This is a genomic window from Staphylococcus durrellii, from assembly GCF_015594545.1.
Classification (GTDB): domain Bacteria; phylum Bacillota; class Bacilli; order Staphylococcales; family Staphylococcaceae; genus Staphylococcus; species Staphylococcus durrellii.
On sequence record NZ_JADIIO010000001.1, the window covers coordinates 1154138 to 1173092 of the forward strand.

General features: G+C 31.4%; 23 protein-coding genes and 2 other annotated features (1 of these 25 only partly in view). Of the genes, 22 read left to right on the forward strand and 1 reads right to left on the reverse strand.

The window, feature by feature from the left end; translation table 11 throughout:
- Positions 1–184, forward strand: a binding site (T-box leader) (it extends 42 nt beyond the left edge of the window).
- A 38-nt stretch (positions 185–222) separates the two neighbouring features.
- The 9 genes from ISP02_RS05585 (at position 223) to ISP02_RS05625 (ending at position 9469) form a co-directional block, all read left to right on the forward strand.
- Complete coding sequence (locus ISP02_RS05585; protein WP_195720600.1) at positions 223–2853, forward strand: valine--tRNA ligase; 2631 nt, start codon at positions 223–225, stop codon at positions 2851–2853.
- Positions 2854–2864: 11 nt separating this feature from the next.
- On the forward strand, positions 2865–4127 hold the full coding sequence (locus ISP02_RS05590) for a bifunctional folylpolyglutamate synthase/dihydrofolate synthase (RefSeq protein WP_195720601.1): 1263 nt from the start codon (positions 2865–2867) through the stop codon (positions 4125–4127).
- Between the two features lie 184 nt (positions 4128–4311).
- Positions 4312–5022, forward strand: coding sequence for a prepilin peptidase (locus ISP02_RS05595; protein ID WP_195720602.1), 711 nt, complete (start codon positions 4312–4314; stop codon positions 5020–5022).
- The gene (gene radC, locus ISP02_RS05600; RefSeq protein ID WP_195720603.1) at positions 5012–5689 is read left to right on the forward strand and encodes a RadC family protein; all 678 of its coding nucleotides are present in this window, start codon (positions 5012–5014) and stop codon (positions 5687–5689) included. The genes ISP02_RS05595 and radC overlap by 11 nt, the downstream gene beginning before the upstream one ends.
- A 109-nt stretch (positions 5690–5798) precedes the next feature.
- Entirely contained in the window at positions 5799–6992 is a 1194-nt protein-coding gene (locus ISP02_RS05605) for an FtsW/RodA/SpoVE family cell cycle protein (RefSeq protein WP_195720604.1), read from the forward strand.
- Positions 6993–7608: 616 nt separating this feature from the next.
- A complete protein-coding gene (locus ISP02_RS05610) occupies positions 7609–8043 on the forward strand; it encodes a hypothetical protein (RefSeq protein WP_195720605.1) in 435 nt (144 codons plus the stop codon).
- Between the two features lie 131 nt (positions 8044–8174).
- Positions 8175–8783, forward strand: coding sequence for a hypothetical protein (locus ISP02_RS05615; RefSeq protein ID WP_195720606.1), 609 nt, complete (start codon positions 8175–8177; stop codon positions 8781–8783).
- A gap of 70 nt (positions 8784–8853) precedes the next feature.
- Positions 8854–9021: a hypothetical protein gene (locus ISP02_RS05620; protein ID WP_195720607.1), complete on the forward strand. Its 168-nt coding sequence runs from the start codon at positions 8854–8856 to the stop codon at positions 9019–9021.
- Positions 9022–9175: 154 nt separating this feature from the next.
- A complete protein-coding gene (locus tag ISP02_RS05625) occupies positions 9176–9469 on the forward strand; it encodes a hypothetical protein (RefSeq protein WP_195720608.1) in 294 nt (97 codons plus the stop codon).
- Positions 9470–9545: 76 nt separating this feature from the next.
- Here ISP02_RS05625 and ISP02_RS05630 read toward each other — a convergent pair whose 3' ends face one another.
- Positions 9546–9728 (reverse strand): hypothetical protein, encoded by a 183-nt coding sequence (locus tag ISP02_RS05630; RefSeq protein WP_195720609.1) that lies wholly within the window; start codon positions 9726–9728, stop codon positions 9546–9548.
- Between the two features lie 141 nt (positions 9729–9869).
- Between ISP02_RS05630 and ISP02_RS05635 the strand changes: the two genes are divergently transcribed.
- The 13 genes from ISP02_RS05635 (at position 9870) to tgt (ending at position 18943) form a co-directional block, all read left to right on the forward strand.
- Positions 9870–10328: a DUF4930 family protein gene (locus tag ISP02_RS05635; RefSeq protein WP_195720610.1), complete on the forward strand. Its 459-nt coding sequence runs from the start codon at positions 9870–9872 to the stop codon at positions 10326–10328.
- Between the two features lie 69 nt (positions 10329–10397).
- On the forward strand, positions 10398–10553 hold the full coding sequence (locus ISP02_RS05640) for a hypothetical protein (RefSeq protein ID WP_195720611.1): 156 nt from the start codon (positions 10398–10400) through the stop codon (positions 10551–10553).
- A gap of 270 nt (positions 10554–10823) precedes the next feature.
- The gene (gene mreC / locus ISP02_RS05645) at positions 10824–11666 is read left to right on the forward strand and encodes a rod shape-determining protein MreC (protein ID WP_195720612.1); all 843 of its coding nucleotides are present in this window, start codon (positions 10824–10826) and stop codon (positions 11664–11666) included.
- Entirely contained in the window at positions 11666–12190 is a 525-nt protein-coding gene (gene mreD, locus ISP02_RS05650) for a rod shape-determining protein MreD (RefSeq protein WP_195720613.1), read from the forward strand. Before mreC ends, mreD begins: the two co-directional genes overlap by 1 nt.
- Before the next feature lie 29 nt (positions 12191–12219).
- Positions 12220–12294, forward strand: a sequence feature (ribosomal protein L21 leader region).
- A gap of 12 nt (positions 12295–12306) precedes the next feature.
- Positions 12307–12615, forward strand: a complete 309-nt coding sequence (gene rplU / locus ISP02_RS05655) for a 50S ribosomal protein L21 (RefSeq protein WP_195720614.1) — start codon at positions 12307–12309, stop codon at positions 12613–12615.
- A gap of 2 nt (positions 12616–12617) precedes the next feature.
- Positions 12618–12938, forward strand: a complete 321-nt coding sequence (locus tag ISP02_RS05660; protein ID WP_195720615.1) for a ribosomal-processing cysteine protease Prp — start codon at positions 12618–12620, stop codon at positions 12936–12938.
- Between the two features lie 11 nt (positions 12939–12949).
- Entirely contained in the window at positions 12950–13234 is a 285-nt protein-coding gene (gene rpmA / locus ISP02_RS05665; protein ID WP_002510438.1) for a 50S ribosomal protein L27, read from the forward strand.
- A 123-nt stretch (positions 13235–13357) separates the two neighbouring features.
- The gene (gene obgE / locus ISP02_RS05670) at positions 13358–14650 is read left to right on the forward strand and encodes a GTPase ObgE (RefSeq protein WP_195720616.1); all 1293 of its coding nucleotides are present in this window, start codon (positions 13358–13360) and stop codon (positions 14648–14650) included.
- 12 nt (positions 14651–14662) lie between these two features.
- Positions 14663–15118, forward strand: a complete 456-nt coding sequence (locus ISP02_RS05675) for an ACT domain-containing protein (protein WP_195720617.1) — start codon at positions 14663–14665, stop codon at positions 15116–15118.
- 12 nt (positions 15119–15130) lie between these two features.
- Entirely contained in the window at positions 15131–15733 is a 603-nt protein-coding gene (gene ruvA / locus ISP02_RS05680) for a Holliday junction branch migration protein RuvA (RefSeq protein ID WP_195720618.1), read from the forward strand.
- Positions 15734–15752: 19 nt separating this feature from the next.
- The gene (gene ruvB / locus ISP02_RS05685; RefSeq protein WP_195720619.1) at positions 15753–16751 is read left to right on the forward strand and encodes a Holliday junction branch migration DNA helicase RuvB; all 999 of its coding nucleotides are present in this window, start codon (positions 15753–15755) and stop codon (positions 16749–16751) included.
- A 5-nt stretch (positions 16752–16756) separates the two neighbouring features.
- Positions 16757–17782: a tRNA preQ1(34) S-adenosylmethionine ribosyltransferase-isomerase QueA gene (queA, locus tag ISP02_RS05690; protein WP_195720620.1), complete on the forward strand. Its 1026-nt coding sequence runs from the start codon at positions 16757–16759 to the stop codon at positions 17780–17782.
- 21 nt (positions 17783–17803) lie between these two features.
- Positions 17804–18943, forward strand: coding sequence for a tRNA guanosine(34) transglycosylase Tgt (gene tgt / locus ISP02_RS05695; protein ID WP_195720621.1), 1140 nt, complete (start codon positions 17804–17806; stop codon positions 18941–18943).
- The last annotated feature ends 12 nt before the right edge of the window (positions 18944–18955 follow it).

The following is an 18955-nucleotide window of genomic DNA, read 5'->3' on the forward strand; positions in this document are numbered from 1 at the left end:
AGAGAGTGCATGGTTGGTGAGATTGCATAATTTCTAGTGTTGAAGGTAGCCCACTTTGAACTTTAGCTGAACTCACTTTTAAACGTGATTAGGTTAAAGCGTGTTTGAGCGTTAATCGAAATTAAGTGCAAGAAAAGATAAATTTCTTGAATTTAGGTGGTACCACGGAACATCCGTCCTATAGTTATAGGGTGGGTGTTTTTATTTTAAGGAGGTAATTTTATGGAAATGAAACCTAAGTACAATCCGCAAGAAGTTGAAGCGGGTCGCTATGATGAATGGGTAAAAAATGGATATTTTAAAGCACAAGAAGATAACACTAAAGAAACATATACAATAGTAATTCCACCACCAAATGTAACTGGAAAATTACATTTAGGTCATGCTTGGGATACGACGTTACAAGATATATTGACACGTATGAAACGTATGCAAGGTTACGACACTTTATATCTTCCTGGCATGGATCATGCGGGTATTGCTACACAAGCTAAAGTAGAAGCAAAGTTAAACGAACAAGGCATTACAAGACATAATTTAGGCCGCGAAAAATTTTTAGAAAAAGCTTGGGATTGGAAAGAGGAATATGCAAACTTTATAAGACAACAGTGGTCTAAATTAGGCTTAGGCTTAGATTATAGTAGAGAACGTTTTACTCTAGATGAGGGTTTGAATCAAGCCGTTAAAAAAGTATTTGTTGATATGTATAACAAAGGATTAATTTATCGCGGCGAATATATTATTAACTGGGACCCTGTTGCAAAAACAGCATTATCTGACATCGAAGTTATACATGAAGATATACAGGGTAAATTTTATCATTTTAAATATCCATATGCTGATCAAGAAGGCTATATCGAAATTGCTACGACACGTCCAGAAACAATGCTTGGTGATACAGCTATTGTTGTCAATCCAAATGACGAGCGTTATAAAGATGTAATTGGTAAAAATGTTACGCTACCAATAGTTGGAAAAACTTTACCCATATTAGCAGATGAATATGTGGATATGGAATTTGGTAGTGGTGCTATGAAAGTAACACCTGCCCATGATCCTAATGACTTTGAAATAGGAAACAGACACAACTTAGAACGTATTAATGTGATGGATGAAGAAGGTAAAATGAATGAATTAGCCGGTAAATATAAGGGCTTAGATCGTTTTGAATGTCGTGAACAATTAGTGAAAGATTTAACTGAGCAAGACCTTGTTATCAAAATCGAAGAACATGAACATTCAGTAGGACATTCAGAACGTTCAGGAGCAGTTGTTGAACCATATTTATCAACACAATGGTTCGTTAAAATGAAACCATTAGCTGAACAAGCTTTAAGCAATCAAGAAACAGATGATCGTATCGAATTTGTACCTCCAAGATTTGAAAATACATTCAATCGTTGGATGGAAGAAATTAGAGATTGGACGATTTCTAGACAATTATGGTGGGGGCATCAAATACCTGCATATTATCATAAAGAAACTGGTGAGTTATTAGTATCTGAAACACCACCAACTGATATTGAGAATTGGGAGCAAGATGCAGATGTATTAGACACATGGTTCTCAAGTGCATTATGGCCATTTTCAACTTTAGGTTGGCCAAATATAGAATCAGAAGACTTTAATCGATACTTCCCTACAAATGCACTTGTAACAGGTTACGATATTATTTTCTTCTGGGTTGCTCGTATGATTTTCCAAGGCCTTGAATTTACTGGACGCAGACCATTTAATGACGTGTTATTACATGGTTTAGTACGTGCTGAAGATGGACGTAAAATGAGTAAATCGTTAGGCAATGGTGTAGACCCTATGGATGTTATTGACCAATACGGCGCAGATAGTTTGCGTTACTTTCTTGCTACGGGTTCTTCACCTGGTCACGACTTACGTTATAGTACGGAAAAAGTGGAATCAGTATGGAACTTTATTAATAAAATTTGGAATGCTGCACGCTTTAGTATTATGAATTTAGGTGATGACTTTACTGTTGATCAAGTAGATTTATCTGGCAACTTATCATTAGCAGATAAATGGATACTAACTAGATTAAATGAAACAATTGAAACGGTTACTAATTTAAGTGACAAATATGAATTTGGAGAAGTAGGTAGAGCACTTTACAACTTTATCTGGGATGATTTCTGTGATTGGTATATCGAGATGAGTAAAATACCTATGAACGGTGACGATGAAGCTCAAAAACAAACTACGCGTTCAGTTTTAACTTATGTATTAGATAATACGATGAGAATGTTGCATCCCTTTATGCCTTTCGTAACCGAACAAATATGGCAAAACTTACCACATGTTGGCGAAACAATCGTACATGCCTCATGGCCAACAGCACGTGAAGCATTATCATTTAGTGAAAGTAAAGAAACTATGGATCAACTAGTGGAAATCATTAAATCAGTAAGACAATCACGTCTAGAAGTAGATACGCCGTTATCTAAAGCTATACCAATTTTTATCAAAGCAAAAAATGATCATATTAAATCAACTTTAGAAACAAATGCCAATTATATTGATCGTTTCTGTCATCCAAGTGAATTAGTTATAGATACTGATATTACAATTCCTGAAAAAGCAATGACTTCTGTGACTGCTGCAGGAGAAGTGGTATTACCACTCGAAGGATTGATAGATATGGATAAAGAAATTGCACGTTTAGAAAAAGAATTAGATAAATGGCAAAGCGAATTAGATAGAGTTAACAAGAAATTAGCTAATGAGAATTTTGTGAATAAAGCACCTGAAAAGGTAATAAATGAAGAACGTGAGAAAAAACAAACTTATCAAGAGAAGTATGATGGTGTAAAATTAAGAATAAATCAATTGAAAGCATAGGAGCCTTTAATATGAATTACCTAGACAGCTTATATTGGATACATGAGCGTAATAAATTTGGAATTAAGCCAGGCGTCAAAAGAATGCAATGGATGTTAGCAAAATTGAATAATCCACAACTCAGAATTAATGGTATTCATATCGGTGGAACAAATGGTAAAGGTTCCACTGTAGCTTATATTCGTTCGGCTTTAGTTAATAATGGCTATCAAGTTGGTACTTTTACTTCTCCTTTTATTGAGACATTTAATGAACGCATTAGTTTAAATGGGCATCCAATCACAGATGATGAGCTTGTGAATTTAGTAGAAATTGTAAAACCTGTTAGTGAAGCATTAGAATCAGAAACTGACTTAGGTATAGCAACTGAATTTGAAGTCATCACTACAATGATGTTTGTTTATTTTGGTGAAATAAATCCTGTAGATTTTGTAGTTATTGAAGCGGGATTAGGCGTTAAAAATGACTCAACTAATGTTTTTAACCCGATTTTAACCATTTTAACGAGTATCGGTTTAGATCATACTGATATTTTAGGCGAGAGTTATGTAGATATTGCCAAAGACAAAGGTGCTATAGTTAAATCTAATACGCCAATTATTTATGCAGTTAAAAATGATGAGGCATTAAAAGTTATACGTCAGAATGCCAAATTAAATGAAGCTAAAGCGATTGAACTTGATAGAGATATTATCATAGTATCTGAAGGTGATGAGTTTACTTATCGCTATAAGAATTATGAATTAGAAACATTAGTTTTAAATATGTTAGGTGAGCATCAAAAAGAAAATGCTGCTTTAGCAATTACAGCATTACTAGAATTAAACGAAGAAGGTAGTGTTGATTTAGATTTCAACAAAATGATTGATGGTATTGAAAGTGTAAATTGGAGTGGCCGTATTGAACGTATAAAACAAGATCCTTTAATGATTATTGATGGGGCACATAATAATGAAAGTATAGAGGCACTCATAGACACGATTAAAAGTTATTATCATCTTGATAAAGTAGATATACTATTTTCGGCAGTAAAAGGAAAACCTATAAACGAGATGTTAGGTCAATTGACAGCAATTATTCAAAACCTGTATATTACAGAATTTGATTTTCCCAAAGCTATGACTAAAGAAGAGATTAGCGACGAAATTGATTTTGAATCTAAAGAACTTGTTGACGACTATGCATCCTTTATTGAAAATTATAATGGCTCTGCATTAGTTATAACTGGCAGTTTGTATTTTATAAGTGAAGTAAAATCAAAAGTTAATTTTTAATAATACAAACCGTTTAATTAATAATGTTTAATTAGACGGTTTTTTATTGTGGTTGGATAAATATACTTGATTATTTGAATAATGAGAATTAGCTTCTTGTCTACATAGTATGGTGCTATAATTTAACTAGTTCAACTTATTTATGATTACTTACCTAGCTATTAAAAGTAGAGGAGTGTGATAGATGTTAACACAGCTTATACTATATCCTGTTGTTTTTAGTTTTTTATTTCAAATCACACATATTAAAGAACTATCTTTAAAATATTTATTTTGTCGCTCTAAGTGTGATTTTTGTCAAAAACCTATATCTATAATTTATTTAATACCAATAATAAATTTTATTGTATTAAAAGGAAAAACTTTGTGCTGTAAACGAAAATTAAAACAGAGTTATTTTTGGGGAGAATTGTTAGCATGTGGTTTAATAATCATATTAAGCATGACAGAATTACCGCTTAAAAATTCTGTTATAATGTTAATTTATTTTAGTTTATTGGTGTTGGCACTTTACGACCTTGAAACATATACAATCCCAATTCATATACCCATTATTGTACTTATTACTACTATGATTTTAGGACCTTTTTATTATCTTCAAGGATTTGGCATAACTATATTTTTACATTTATTTTTTTATTGTTGTAAAAATCAAATAGGTTATGGTGATATTTTAATCTTCTCGATGCTATCTTTTTTATTACCTCTACACATTTTTTTCTCTGTAATATGGTTTACATTTATAATTAGTGGTTGTTTTTCAATAGCTTATATTATAGTTAAACATTCACTTAATTTAAAAATACCTTTAGTTCCTTTTATATTTTGTGCCTTTAATACAGTTGCGCTTTGTTATCCACTTTTAAAATTTGGCGGTGGTATTTTTGAATATTAAAAATTTAGCAAATTCTGAAAAGCCTAGGGAGCGTTTACTAGCAAAGGGGGAGGCGAATCTATCGAATGCCGAACTTATAGCTATTTTATTAAATACAGGGAGAAAAGGTTATTCCAGTATAGATATCGCTAATGAATTATTAAATAAAGTAGAAAACATAAATTATTTAAAGCAATTGTCTATTTATGATTTAAAGGAGATTAAAGGCATTGGACTCTATAAAGCCATCGTACTTAAAGCAGCATTTGAACTTGGAATAAGAATGCATTCAGGTAATTTAGAAGCTCAAGTGAAAATTAAAAAACCTGTCGATGTCGCTAATTATTTAATGGGGTACATGCAACATTTATCTCAAGAACACTTTGTAGCTCTGTTTTTAAATTCTAAGAACATCATTATTAAACAAAAGACAATATTTAAAGGCACTTTAAATTCCTCTATTATTCATCCTCGTGAAATATACTGTGAGGCCATTAGATGGTCAAGTCACGCGCTTATAGTTGCACATAATCATCCATCAGGCGACGTTACTCCATCTAATGAAGACATAAAAACTACACAAAGATTAGTCGAATGCGGAGATATTTTGGGAATAGGATTATTAGATCATATTATTATTGGTCATAATAACTATTTAAGTTTAGTAGAAAGTGGTTACATTGAATAGTTTTATTTTTCTTTCCCACAAATATTTTTAGCCTAACCTAAAAATATTTGTGAGAAAATAGAAAATATGTAATAATTTAATAATAAAATTATTAAGAAAGGCAATAAATATGTTAAAGAGATTTAGAAAATTTAAGACATCTTTGAAATATTTAGATTTAGGTATTATTTGTTGTTTCTTAATCTTAAGTACTATTGGCATTGTAATGGTTTACAGTGCAAGTATGGTTTCGGCCTCAAAAGGTGCTTTGACTGGTGGAATACCTATTCAAGCTAATTTCTTTATGAAAAGACAATTTGTTTTTGCTATGTTTGGCTTTTTGTTAATTATATTTATGAGTATTTATTTTAATATTAACGCCTTGAAAAAACGAAATACTCAAAAGTTTATAGTTTTTGGGACATTATTTTTATTATTACTTACTCAATTAATTGGTAAGGATGTTAATGGTTCAAAAAACTGGGTTAATGTAGGAATATTTAATTTGCAGTCCTCAGAATTCCTCAAATTGGCCGCTATTTTTTATCTCGCTTTTATCATTGATAGGTTATTGAAAATTAACAAAAACTATAAATTGAAAAATTTGATCCCGCCACTTGGTTTGTTAGGAGTAGGCTTAGTGTGCGTGTTAATGCAAGGTGATTTAGGCGGAACATTATTAACTGTAGGCATTATTGCTTCTATTCTGATCTATTCAGATATAAAAAATAAAATAAAGCTTCAAATATTATCAATTACAGCGATACCGACTATTATTTATATATTTTACACATTAGTTTTTGACGCTAATACCTTATACAGAATGAAACGTATAAAAGTATTATTTGACCCATTTAAATATGAAAACGGAGACGGTTATCAACTAACCAATGCACTGTTATCTATAAGTAATGGTGGTATTTCGGGACGTGGTTTAGGTAATGGTATTTTGAAATTGGGATATTTACCTGAACCTCATACAGATTTTATATTTACAGTTATTGCTGAAGAATTAGGCCTGGTTGGTATAATATTGGTATTGTTATTGTATGCAATTATCATATATAAAGGCTTTTACTACGCTAATAAAACAACAAATCATTTTTATAAGCTGATTTGTATTGGCGTAATGAGTTACCTGTTTATGCAAATTTTTATAAATACTGGCGGCGTCTCAGGTTTAATACCTTTGACAGGCATAACATTGCCATTATTAAGTTACGGTGGCTCATCTATGTTAAGTGTCAGTATAGCTTTAGGAAGTATGTTGGCTGTTATTAGAGAAATAAAAAAAGATAGCGAAATTAATCATAAAAATATATAAATACATACATATATACTCATCATATTTCAAAGCAATGTTAAAACAAGCGTATAAAAGCAGTAACAACATGAAACTAAGTTCTAAATAAGACTAATTAATAAATGGCAACTGTTATTAAAATAAATAGCAGTTGTTATTTTTTAGTATTATAATAAAAACATTTAATTAATTTAGTAATATCAATTCATTTTTACAAATGTATTATATTTATAAAAAACAAACGAAATTAAATTCAAGTTATTTAAGTTTTGATTATGTTAAATTAGTAGTCTATAGCTTTTATATTGAAATTATGCACAGTATCATTACAACAAAACAACAACTATAGAGCAGGACAAAAATCTTTGATGTACTTTGGAGGTAACAGGTTAAGCTAAAGACTAAAAGGCAAAGGCTTGTATCCTAGCGAAACGAGCCATACAAGTCATCATTGTTAACAATTCACGAAGTGGACTTCGATATTTACTATGTTATCATTATTAAATTTAAAAATTTAAAGCATTCGTTTATTTCTATTAGTGTTAAAAAACTTTATCATTTATATATAGGATATATAGTTAACAGCTTACAATACTATAATAAGAAGATAATAATTTTTTGAGAAAGGAGGATATAAGTGCAAAAACAATTAATAGCAACGTTTAAAATTTTAATAGTAAGTGCAATATTGACGTTAACCCTTTATTTCTTTTTTTTAGTAACTGATATATTTGGTCATTTTTACAATGCACCTTTACTATTAAATATAGATTTTTTAGCGAATTATCAATATATTAATGTGATTGAAGAACTAATCATTCATTTTACTATTACTTTAACTATCGTTATTGTTACAACCATTGTCTATAAGAATTTTAATAACTTTAAACTGTTATATTTAACATTATTAATGATAGCATTTATTTTATTATATCCTTTGCTCATCACCCTATCTAAACGCAATTTCTTTCATTATGATATTAAGGGATATTGTATTTGGATAATAGCTCATTTAGTTTTTCTTATACTTTTAAATATAAGTATAAAAAAGTTATTAACCACAAATAAATAAAATATTTTCTAGTCAGTAATTTTATATATTAAAAGGTATACTTTATAAAATATTCAATAGCATCGAAACCGAATATAAGTTAATATTAATAGTGAAATGATTTATTAATGCGAGGGGAGTACAAGAACTAAATGGTAAATTTTCAACAAAATAATAATGTTAAAAAATACAAATGGAATATAATTGTAATCATCATCATTATTCTTGTGTTTTTGGCATTGGTTTTTACATTATTCTTTGGAACTTATAGTTTTATAAAAAACAACGTGAATTTTAATATTGATCATTCTCATTCTACTAAAAACAAAGAGCAAAGCGATAGCGAACCTAAAAATGCCCCTAAAATTAATGTGTTATCCTCTGAATTTAGCAATGATTTTATGCACATTGACAAGCGGAATGGTTATTACGGTATTTCTAAAGGGATGACTAAAAAAGAAGTCGAAAAGAAACTAGGTCATACCAAGCATATTATACCTATTGCCAGCGTTAAAGCACATAAATATGGAAGTATCGCTACGTATTATAATAATGATGATAAGGTAGAGCGTATCTTTGTTGTACCGCATAATATGTCGATCCATAAATTTGAAAGTTATCATGGTCAAGCTACTATTTCTTATAATCAAAGTGGTAAAGTTTATGATGGTAACCCTAATAATAGTTTCTCAGTTAAAGTATTTACTAATAAAGATGATAAAATTACAGGTATAGAAAATGTAGACCAAATTGCTAGATAATTGAATTTATTTTAGATTATCAATGCAAAACAAGAATATGGCATTACAATATTATAAAGAGGTACATTAAATGTTTAAATTGAAATCAGTATTTTTAACGTTATTTATTATCATAGCAATTATTACAGTTGTGAGTTCAATCCTAGCAAATAACTATATGGTGGCATTATTTACATTCCTCGTTTTATTTTTAGTTATTATAGATTTTATTGTACGAACAACTAGAAAAAAGCAATAGTAGTCACATTTAAATAAACTTCTTTTAACCAAATGTTTTTGATTAACGTTTGGTTTTTTTATAGAAAAAATAAAAAGAATTGTATTAATAATCATTTCTTCCAATATAAAAATTGTTATATAATGATGAGTAAATTAATATAGGAGGTTACATCATGAGTCTAGTCATCTTATTAGGTGTATTATTGCCAGTAATATACTTAATGGTAAAAGTCGTTTCAAATACATATATAAATAAACAAATTGTGCTATACACTATGGTGATTGCGGTAATAGGAATGTTGATTTCTGCGATTACTATGGCTTTAGCAGGTAAGACTACACATGTACCGTACTACTTTATTGCTAGTTTACTTGTAGGCGTAATTTGGGCTTTAATTTTATGTGGTTGCTATTATTATTATCAAAAATTAAATGACACATTTGGTAATAAAAATAAAGATATGTAATAGAGGATAATTAAAATTAGTTGCAAAATAACAACGTTTCCGGTTATTCTTTTCATTTGGAAACGTTGTTAATATTCTAAAATTGTATTAAATTAAAATATTGATGGAAATGGTCCATAATCCATAATATTCCTTGGTATCCTAAATATATACATAAAATGATTATACCTACTGATATCAGGAAACGTAATATGGATAAGCCAACTTTGAAGAATAGAATGACTAATAAAGCTATTAGTATTATCGATAAAATGCTCATCTTGTTCACTCCCTTTAATAATATTTTACAATTTTATAACAGCATAAACATCGGTCCTAAGTTAGGATTTAAATAAGCCTACGGTCTGATTACAAATACAAATATAATAAATTATAATTCATTTGAAAAGGAGGTTATTGAATGAGGTTTATTTTCAGCGTTATAAAAAATATTATAGCAGTAGTTGCAATTATAGCTATCGTCTTTTTTGCTTTGAAATACGCGCCTTTCTTGAAAGAACAAGAATGGAACCCTCTTCATGAAAATAAGCCTACATTTAAAGATAGCCCTGCAGATCCACAAATGAACAATGGTAAACGATATTCACTTGAAAGTAACGACTTATTAAATAATGTTCCGGCAAGCCAAAGTAAAAAAGTTTTTAATTGGGCCAATAAAAAAGAATTTATGTCAGTTTCTGGATTAGAACGTATGGGGTATAATGATAAATATATTGTCGGTCAAAGACAAGATAAATTTATCATCTATAAATTTGGTTCTGACTCTATGCGAGTATATACTACAGAAATAGAGATGGAACTAGATTTAGCTAAGTTAGGACAGCACATTAAATTAAAACCTCAACAATCTTATGAGTAAGGCGTTTGAATTTAAAAATCAAATACGTTACCTTTATAGTGTAAATAGAGAAAAGGTTGGTGTCTAAATATGAGTGAACAATCTAATGACAAAAAAGCGGACGAACAAGCAAAAGCACAAAACTTATTCGCACGTTGGCGCAAAGAAGAAACTTTGTATAAAGAAGATGAAAAAGATACGCAAGCTGAAGATAAAACGAGCGATGAACAGAAAAAAGAAAGCTAATGCTTTAAAGAACTTGGATAACCAAGTTCTTTTTTTTGAAAAAAATTATTATTCATTAGCTACTTTAATTACGCTTTTACAAAGGAATATTGTTATAATAAAATTAATCATTTTTATTTAGTGAGGGTAATGTAAACATTTTGTTGACTAAAATCTTCTATGTAAAATAAAGTGCTTGTGAATATTAAAGTAACACTTTATTTCGTATCATGAGTAATATAAAATGATAAGTGATTATTAAATTTTAGTGTGCTAATTGAGGTGTTTAGTTTGTCGAAGTTTTTTAAAAATAACAAATTGGTTGTTATTTTATGTGCAATAATTATTTTCATATCCTTAATTGGAATATCATTAAGGTCTCAATCTCAATCGCATGCTGAACAGTATGTTGGAGATTCTGTTTCATTTGGTCAAAGGGTAGTAAGTTATCCTGTTCAATTCGTTACGGGTTATATCGATGATTTGTTTATGAGTAATAAAGATAAAAAACCGTCAAATAAAGAAAAACAATTGCAAGCTGAAAACGAACGGTTAAAAGCTGAAAATAAAAAATATAAAAAAGAATTAGATATTGAAGATATATCAAAATATGAACCAATATCTAGTACTGTTATATCTAGAAACCCCGATCGATGGATGAATACATTAGTAATTAATAAAGGCTCAAAAAATGGCGTGAAAAGCAATATGGCTGTTATGACGTCAGAAGGACTTGTTGGTAGAATTTCAAAAGTTAACCAATTCTCTTCACAAGTAGACTTAGTTTCTACAAATACAAGATCAAACCGTTTATCAGTAAATATTCAACATGATGGTAATAACGTATTTGGTTTAGTAAATCAATATGATGCTAAAAATGCAGAACTAGTAATTTCAGATATTAATAATAAAGATAAAGTTAAAAAAGGTGACAAAGTTGTTACGAGTGGTTTAGCTGATCAGTTACCTAGTAATTTATATATAGGTGAAGTTACTAAAGTTGAAAATGATAAATATGGTTTATCAAAAGAAGTGAAAGTTAAACCGGCTGCATCACTTTCTGATATAAATCACGTTTATGTAGCTAAAAGAGATGCTAAAACGCAACATGATAACGAAAGTGGTGTTAATTAATGAGAGTGTTTTACTACTTTTTAATTGGCGTTATTTTATTTTATATTGATACAGTTATTGGGCTTGTCATTCCTATGCATATCGGTAGTAAAGATATCATTTTTGTTCCACATTTGACGTTAATGTTTTTGTTAACTATTTGTGTATTTAGAAGTTTTGGAGTATCAATAGTCTTAGCGATAGTATTAGGCGCTATTACAGACCTTTATTTCGGTAGTTTCTATGGGTTATATTTATTTGGTTATATTTTATTAGTTGTAATTATGGACTTCTTTTTTAAAGTGTTTTATCGCGATGATGCTATGTTGTTCATAGTTATACTTTTAAGTACCATTGCTATTGAGGTCTATGTAGCGTTAATTTATTCTGCTATAGGGTTAATTCATTTTATGTTTTTAGATTTTTTATTATTACGTATTATACCTACAATAATATTAAATTTTATTTTACTAATAATATTATATCCACTAATAACTAAATTTTTCAGAAAAACTCAAATGAAGATTGACACCAAACAACGCTAATGCTAAAATGCAGTAGTTGAGTAGTTTCAGGCTACATACAACCGCTCGAATTCAGGTTCAAGTACATTGAATGTCACCTGATTTTGGCGTGACTTATATTATAGGAGGTGCAAAGTATGTTTGCTATTATTGAAACAGGTGGAAAACAAATCAAAGTAGAAGAAGGCCAAGAAATTTTCGTTGAAAAATTAGACGTTAATGAAGGTGATGCATTTACATTTGAAAAAGTATTATTTGTAGGTGGCGATTCAGTTAAAGTTGGTGCGCCAACAGTTGAAGGTGCTACGGTTAGTGCTACAGTTAGTAAACAAGGCCGTGGAAAAAAAATCACTGTCTTCACTTACAAACGTCGTAAAGATTCTAAACGTAAAAAAGGACATCGCCAGCCTTATACAAAACTTACTATCGATAAAATTAACGCATAATTATGATTACTGTTAATGTGACTTTAAATAGTGAGGGTCAAGTAACAGACGTAATTATGGATGGCCATGCAGAACATGGTGACTATGGTCATGACATAGTATGCGCAGGCGCTTCTGCCGTGCTATTCGGTAGTGTTAATGCTATTATGGGTTTAACGACTGAAAAACCTGATATTGATTATGAGGAAGACGGTGGTCATTTCCATATTAGAAGTGTTGATACTAATAATGAACAAGCACAATTAATTCTTCAAGCTATGTTAGTTTCGTTACAAACGATAGAAGAGGAATATCATGAGAATATAAGATTAAATTACAAGTGAGGTGCAATTCAATGTTAAAATTAAACTTACAGTTCTTCGCATCGAAAAAAGGGGTAAGTTCTACAAAAAACGGACGTGACTCTGAATCTAAACGTTTAGGTGCTAAACGTGCTGACGGTCAATACGTAACTGGCGGTTCTATTTTATTCCGTCAACGTGGTACTAAAATTTATCCTGGTGAAAATGTAGGTCGCGGTGGCGACGATACATTATTCGCTAAAATCGACGGCGTTGTTAAATTCGAACGTAAAGGTCGCGACAAAAAACAAGTATCTGTATATTCAGCTGCTGAGTAATTTGTCTTTACTAACACCAGAAGTTTTAACTTCTGGTGTTTATTTTTTGTTTTATTTTATATAAAAGGACTTAATGATATAATAGTGTAGATATTGTAAAATTATAGAAAAAGAGGTGAAAATATGTTTGTCGATCAAGTGAAAATATCACTCAAAGCTGGTGACGGTGGAAATGGTATTACAGCGTATAGAAGAGAAAAATATGTACCGTTTGGTGGTCCTGCTGGCGGAGACGGTGGCGATGGTGCGTCAGTCATTTTTGAAGTGGATGAAGGATTAAGAACTTTATTAGATTTTAGATATCAAAGCCACTTTAAAGCTAAAAGGGGTGAAGGTGGCCAAAGTAGTAATATGCATGGGAAAAATGCAGAGAACCTAATATTACAAGTGCCTCCAGGTACAATCGTTAGAAGTGTCGAAACAGGCGAAGTTTTGGCAGACTTAGTTGAACACGGGCAACGTGCAACTGTTGCAAAAGGCGGTCGTGGTGGTAGAGGTAATTCGCGCTTTGCCTCTCCACGTAACCCTGCTCCTGACTTTAGTGAAAACGGAGAACCAGGTGAAGAAATAGATGTAACATTAGAATTAAAATTATTGGCAGATGTAGGTTTAGTAGGTTTTCCTAGTGTAGGTAAATCAACTTTACTTTCTATCGTTTCAAAGGCAAAACCTAAAATTGGTGACTATCATTTTACTACAATCAAACCAAACCTAGGCGTCGTAGCTACGCCTGATAACAGAAGTTTCGTGATGGCGGATTTACCAGGACTGATTGAAGGTGCTTCCGATGGAGTTGGCTTAGGTCATCAATTCTTACGACATGTCGAACGCACAAAAGTAATTGTGCATGTGATAGATATGAGTGGCTCTGAAGGTCGTGATCCATTAGACGATTATCAAATCATCAATAAAGAATTAAGCGCCTATGAACATAAACTAGAAGAAAGACCACAAATTGTTGTAGCAAATAAAATGGACATGCCTAATTCAGAACATAATTTAGCGTTATTTAAAGATGCATTAAAGGATGAAGTGATTGATATTATTCCATTGTCTACATTTACACGTGAAAACATCGATAAATTACTTTATTTAATAGCTAATAAATTAGAAGAAGTTAAAGATGTAGACTTCAATGAAGAAGAAAAAGATTTAGGTATTAATAGAGTTGTTTATAAACATACACCTAATCAAGATAATTTCACTATTACTAGAGACGATGATGGTGCTTACGTGGTACGTGGTAAATCTATTGAACGTATGTTCAAAATGACTGACTTTAATAGTGATCCAGCAGTACGTAGATTCGCTAGACAGATGCGTTCAATGGGTATTGATGATGCATTGAGAGATAGAGGCTGTGAAAACGGAGATATAGTTAGAATTCTTGGTGGGGAATTTGAATTTATAGAATAGAGGTGCTCATTCATGGATAGTAAAGATTATAAAAAGTTTTATTTAATTAGAGAAGATGTGTTGCCAGAATCTGTTGTGAAAACAATTAAAATTAAAGATGCTTTAAAAAGTGATCCTAAGCTATCCATATTTGAAGCAGTTAAAAAGTATGATTTATCAAGAAGTGCATTTTATAAATATAGAGATACTATTTTCCCAGTAGATGAAAAAATGGAGAGTACGAAAGAATTTACATTAATCTTATATGTTAATGATATAGTAGGTATGTTAGCGGAAGTATTAAATACCTTATCTAGATTAAGTTTGTCGGTATTAACTATCCACCAAAGTATTCCTATGGATCATAGGGCGACTATTACTGTCTCGTTAGATGCTAAAGGAACCGATTTAGAAATTGATGATGTAATTGCGTCATTACAAACGATTGACCATGTATCTAAAGTAGAATTAATAAGTATGACAATATAAGGAAGTGTAAATTTGTACGCATATATAAAAGGTATTTTAACTCAATTATTTCCAACCCATTTAGTTGTAGAAACAGCGGGCATTGGTTATGAAATTCAAACACCTAATTCTTATCGTTTTCAACAATATCTAGATAATGAAGTGAAAGTATTCACTTCATTTATAGTGAGAGAAGATGCACAATTGTTATATGGTTTTATTAATGTAGAAGAAAAAGATATGTTTCTTAATTTAATTAAAGTAACAGGTATTGGACCTAAATCTGCGCTCGCAATTTTAGCTACGAGCACACCTTCTGAAGTTATACAAGCTATTGAAAATGAAAACGATGCTTATTTAACTAAATTTCCTGGTATCGGTAAAAAAACTGCACGTCAAATTGTGTTAGATTTAAAAGGTAAAGTACAAGTAACAGAAGAAACGACTGATAATTTATTAAATCACGGAATGACTAATGATACATCTAATGACACAGTTAAAGAAGCTATTTTAGCACTTGAAGCGTTAGGATACTCGAAACGAGAACTTAGTAAGGTAGAAAAGACACTAAACAAAGAAACGTGCGAATCGGTGGATGAAGCAGTTAAAAGAGGTTTGCAATTGTTAGTTTCTTAATAAATTGGGGTGAACAATATTGGATGACAGAATGGTTGATCAATCATTACATGAAGATGAAACATCATTTGAATTATCGTTAAGACCTAAAAGAATACGTCAATATATCGGTCAATCTTCAATTAAAAACAACTTAGAAGTGTTTATTAAAGCAGCAAAATTGAGAGAAGAACCTTTAGACCATGTATTACTTTTTGGACCCCCAGGTTTAGGGAAAACAACTCTTTCTAATATTATAGCCAACGAAATGGAAGTTAATATTAGAACAATTTCTGGTCCATCTCTAGATAGACCGGGAGACTTAGCAGCGATATTATCTGGGTTACAACCGGGTGATGTATTATTTATAGACGAAATTCATAGACTAAGTAGTGTTGTAGAAGAAGTTTTATATTCGGCAATGGAAGATTTCTTTTTAGACATTGTAATAGGTAAAGGCGATGAAGCTAGAAGTATTAGGATAGACTTGCCACCATTTACATTAGTAGGTGCTACCACAAGGGCAGGAAGCTTAACAGCACCTTTAAGAGATCGTTTCGGTGTTCAATTACGACTAGAATACTATAAAAATTCAGAACTGAAAGAAATTATTGTTAGAACGGCAGAAGTGTTAGGCACATCTATTGATGAAGATAGCGCGGTAGAATTGGCTAAAAGAAGTCGCGGGACGCCACGTGTAGCAAATAGATTACTAAAACGTGTACGTGATTTTCAACAAGTAAATGAAGATGAGCATATTTATGTTGAAACTACAAAGCAAGCATTAAAACTTTTACAAGTAGATGAAGAAGGCTTAGACTATATTGATCATAAAATGATGCAATGTATTTTAAATCAATACAATGGTGGCCCAGTGGGATTAGACACTATTGCAGTCTCTATAGGTGAAGAGCGCATTACGATAGAAGATGTTTACGAACCTTTCCTTATTCAAAAAGGTTTTATAGAACGTACACCTAGAGGGCGTAAAGCTACACCTTATGCTCATGAACACTTTAGAAATAAAGGAAAGAGGTAGTAACATTGGATATAGAAGATTTTGATTATTACTTACCAGAAGAACTAATTGCACAAACGCCCTTAAAAGATCGAGACCAAAGTCGTTTATTAGTTCTAGGCAAAAATAATGGTAATATAGAACATCGTCATTTTAAAGATGTCATCGATTATTTTGAGCAAGGTGATACATTAGTATTGAATGATACTCGTGTTATGCCAGCACGTCTTTTCGGTATTAAAGAAGAGACAGGCGCCAAAGTAGAAATGCTAATGCTTACACAATTAGAAGGTAATGATTGGGAAGTACTCTTAAAACCAGCTAAAAGAATACAATTAGGAGATAAACTAAATTTTGGAGAAGGTAAAATAATCGCTGAGTGTGTTGAAACATTAAATCAAGGTGGACGTATTATGCGCTTACATTTTGATGGTATTTTACAAGAGCGCTTGGATGAATTAGGGGAAATGCCACTACCTCCATATATAAAAGAACGGTTGGATGACCCAGAACGGTATCAAACTGTTTATGCAAATGAAATAGGTTCAGCTGCTGCACCAACAGCCGGCTTGCACTTTACAGATGAATTGCTAACTAAAATTAAACAAAAAGGTGTCAATGTTGCCTTTATTACTTTGCACGTAGGTTTAGGAACATTTAGACCCGTTAGCGTCGAAAATATAGATGAACATGAAATGCATAGTGAATATTATCAAATGACACAAGAAACGGCTGATTTATTAAACGTTACTAAAGCAAACTGTGGACGTATTATTTCGGTAGGAACGACTACAACGAGAACTTTGGAAACAATTCGTCAACATAACACAAAGTTTGTAGCAGAAAGCGGTTGGACTGATATTTTTATATATCCAGGTTTTAAATTTAAAGGCGTCGATGGTCTAATAACAAATTTCCATTTGCCAAAATCAACTTTAGTAATGCTAGTGTCTGCTTTTAGCACGAGAGATAATATTTTAAATGCATATAATCAAGCAGTATTAGAACGATATAGATTTTTCAGTTTTGGAGATGCAATGTTAATTATTTAGGGAATTGAGAGGAGTAAGAACATGCCTGCAGTCACATACGAACATATAAAAACATGTAAGCAATCCGGTGCACGTTTAGGAATTGTACATACACCACATGGTTCATTTGAAACACCAATGTTTATGCCAGTCGGCACTAAGGCAACCGTGAAAACAATGAGCCCAGAAGAGCTACATCAAATGGAAGCAAAAATCATTTTAGGAAACACGTATCATTTGTGGTTACAACCAGGAAATGATATTATTCGTAAGAGTGGGGGATTACATCAATTCATGAATTGGGATGGTCCGATACTTACTGACTCAGGTGGCTTTCAAGTATTTAGTTTAAGCAATTTGAGGAATATATCAGAAAAAGGCGTAGAGTTTAGACATCATACCAATGGCTCGAAATTATTTTTAAGTCCTGAAAAAGCAATGCAAATACAAAATGATTTAGGTTCTGACATTATGATGGCTTTCGATGAATGCCCGCCAATGCCAGCCGAATATAAATACGTTAAAGAGTCAATTGAACGTACAACACGTTGGGCTGAGAGATGTTTAAAGGCGCATAATCGTCAAGAAGATCAAGCGCTATTTGGCATTATACAAGGTGGAGAGTATAAAGATTTAAGGCAGCAAAGTGCTGAAGAACTTGTCGCTTTAGACTTTCCAGGTTACGCTATTGGTGGTTTATCAGTTGGTGAACCTAAACCAGTGATGTACGATATGGTTAAACATACTGAACAATTTATGCCAAAGGATAAACCAAGATACTTAATGGGTGTTGGCTCTCCTGATGCTTTAATAGAATGTAGCATTCGCGGTATGGATATGTTCGATTGTGTATTACCTACTCGTATAGCTAGAAATGGTACATGCATGACTTCTGAAGGACGCGTTATTATCAAAAATGCAAAATACGCTGATGATTTTGGTCCATTAGACCCAAATTGTGACTGTTATACATGTAAAAATTACAGTAGAGCTTACCTAAGACATCTCATTAAGGCAGAGGAAACTTTTGGAATACGTCTTACTACATACCATAATTTGCATTTTCTGCTTAAATTAATGGAAAATATTAGACAAGCAATTCGTGAAGACCGTCTGTTAGATTTTAAAGAAGAATTTTTTGAACAATACGGACTTAATGTAGATAACCCTAAAAACTTTTAAAGGAGAAATAAA

Excerpts from the sequence above, each read along its gene's own strand:
- ISP02_RS05585 (WP_195720600.1), top strand. The coding sequence starts at position 223 with ATGGAAATGAAACCTAAGTACAATCCGCAAGAAGTTGAAGCGGGTCGC.
- ISP02_RS05590 (WP_195720601.1), top strand. The coding sequence starts at position 2,865 with ATGAATTACCTAGACAGCTTATATTGGATACATGAGCGTAATAAATTT.
- ISP02_RS05595 (WP_195720602.1), top strand. The coding sequence starts at position 4,312 with ATGTTAACACAGCTTATACTATATCCTGTTGTTTTTAGTTTTTTATTT.
- ISP02_RS05605 (WP_195720604.1), top strand. The coding sequence starts at position 5,799 with ATGTTAAAGAGATTTAGAAAATTTAAGACATCTTTGAAATATTTAGAT.
- ISP02_RS05615 (WP_195720606.1), top strand. The coding sequence starts at position 8,175 with ATGGTAAATTTTCAACAAAATAATAATGTTAAAAAATACAAATGGAAT.
- ISP02_RS05620 (WP_195720607.1), top strand. The coding sequence starts at position 8,854 with ATGTTTAAATTGAAATCAGTATTTTTAACGTTATTTATTATCATAGCA.
- ISP02_RS05625 (WP_195720608.1), top strand. The coding sequence starts at position 9,176 with ATGAGTCTAGTCATCTTATTAGGTGTATTATTGCCAGTAATATACTTA.
- ISP02_RS05630 (WP_195720609.1), bottom strand. The coding sequence starts at position 9,728 with ATGAGCATTTTATCGATAATACTAATAGCTTTATTAGTCATTCTATTC.
- ISP02_RS05635 (WP_195720610.1), top strand. The coding sequence starts at position 9,870 with ATGAGGTTTATTTTCAGCGTTATAAAAAATATTATAGCAGTAGTTGCA.
- ISP02_RS05640 (WP_195720611.1), top strand. The coding sequence starts at position 10,398 with ATGAGTGAACAATCTAATGACAAAAAAGCGGACGAACAAGCAAAAGCA.
- mreD (WP_195720613.1), top strand. The coding sequence starts at position 11,666 with ATGAGAGTGTTTTACTACTTTTTAATTGGCGTTATTTTATTTTATATT.
- rplU (WP_195720614.1), top strand. The coding sequence starts at position 12,307 with ATGTTTGCTATTATTGAAACAGGTGGAAAACAAATCAAAGTAGAAGAA.
- ISP02_RS05660 (WP_195720615.1), top strand. The coding sequence starts at position 12,618 with ATGATTACTGTTAATGTGACTTTAAATAGTGAGGGTCAAGTAACAGAC.
- rpmA (WP_002510438.1), top strand. The coding sequence starts at position 12,950 with ATGTTAAAATTAAACTTACAGTTCTTCGCATCGAAAAAAGGGGTAAGT.
- obgE (WP_195720616.1), top strand. The coding sequence starts at position 13,358 with ATGTTTGTCGATCAAGTGAAAATATCACTCAAAGCTGGTGACGGTGGA.
- ISP02_RS05675 (WP_195720617.1), top strand. The coding sequence starts at position 14,663 with ATGGATAGTAAAGATTATAAAAAGTTTTATTTAATTAGAGAAGATGTG.
- tgt (WP_195720621.1), top strand. The coding sequence starts at position 17,804 with ATGCCTGCAGTCACATACGAACATATAAAAACATGTAAGCAATCCGGT.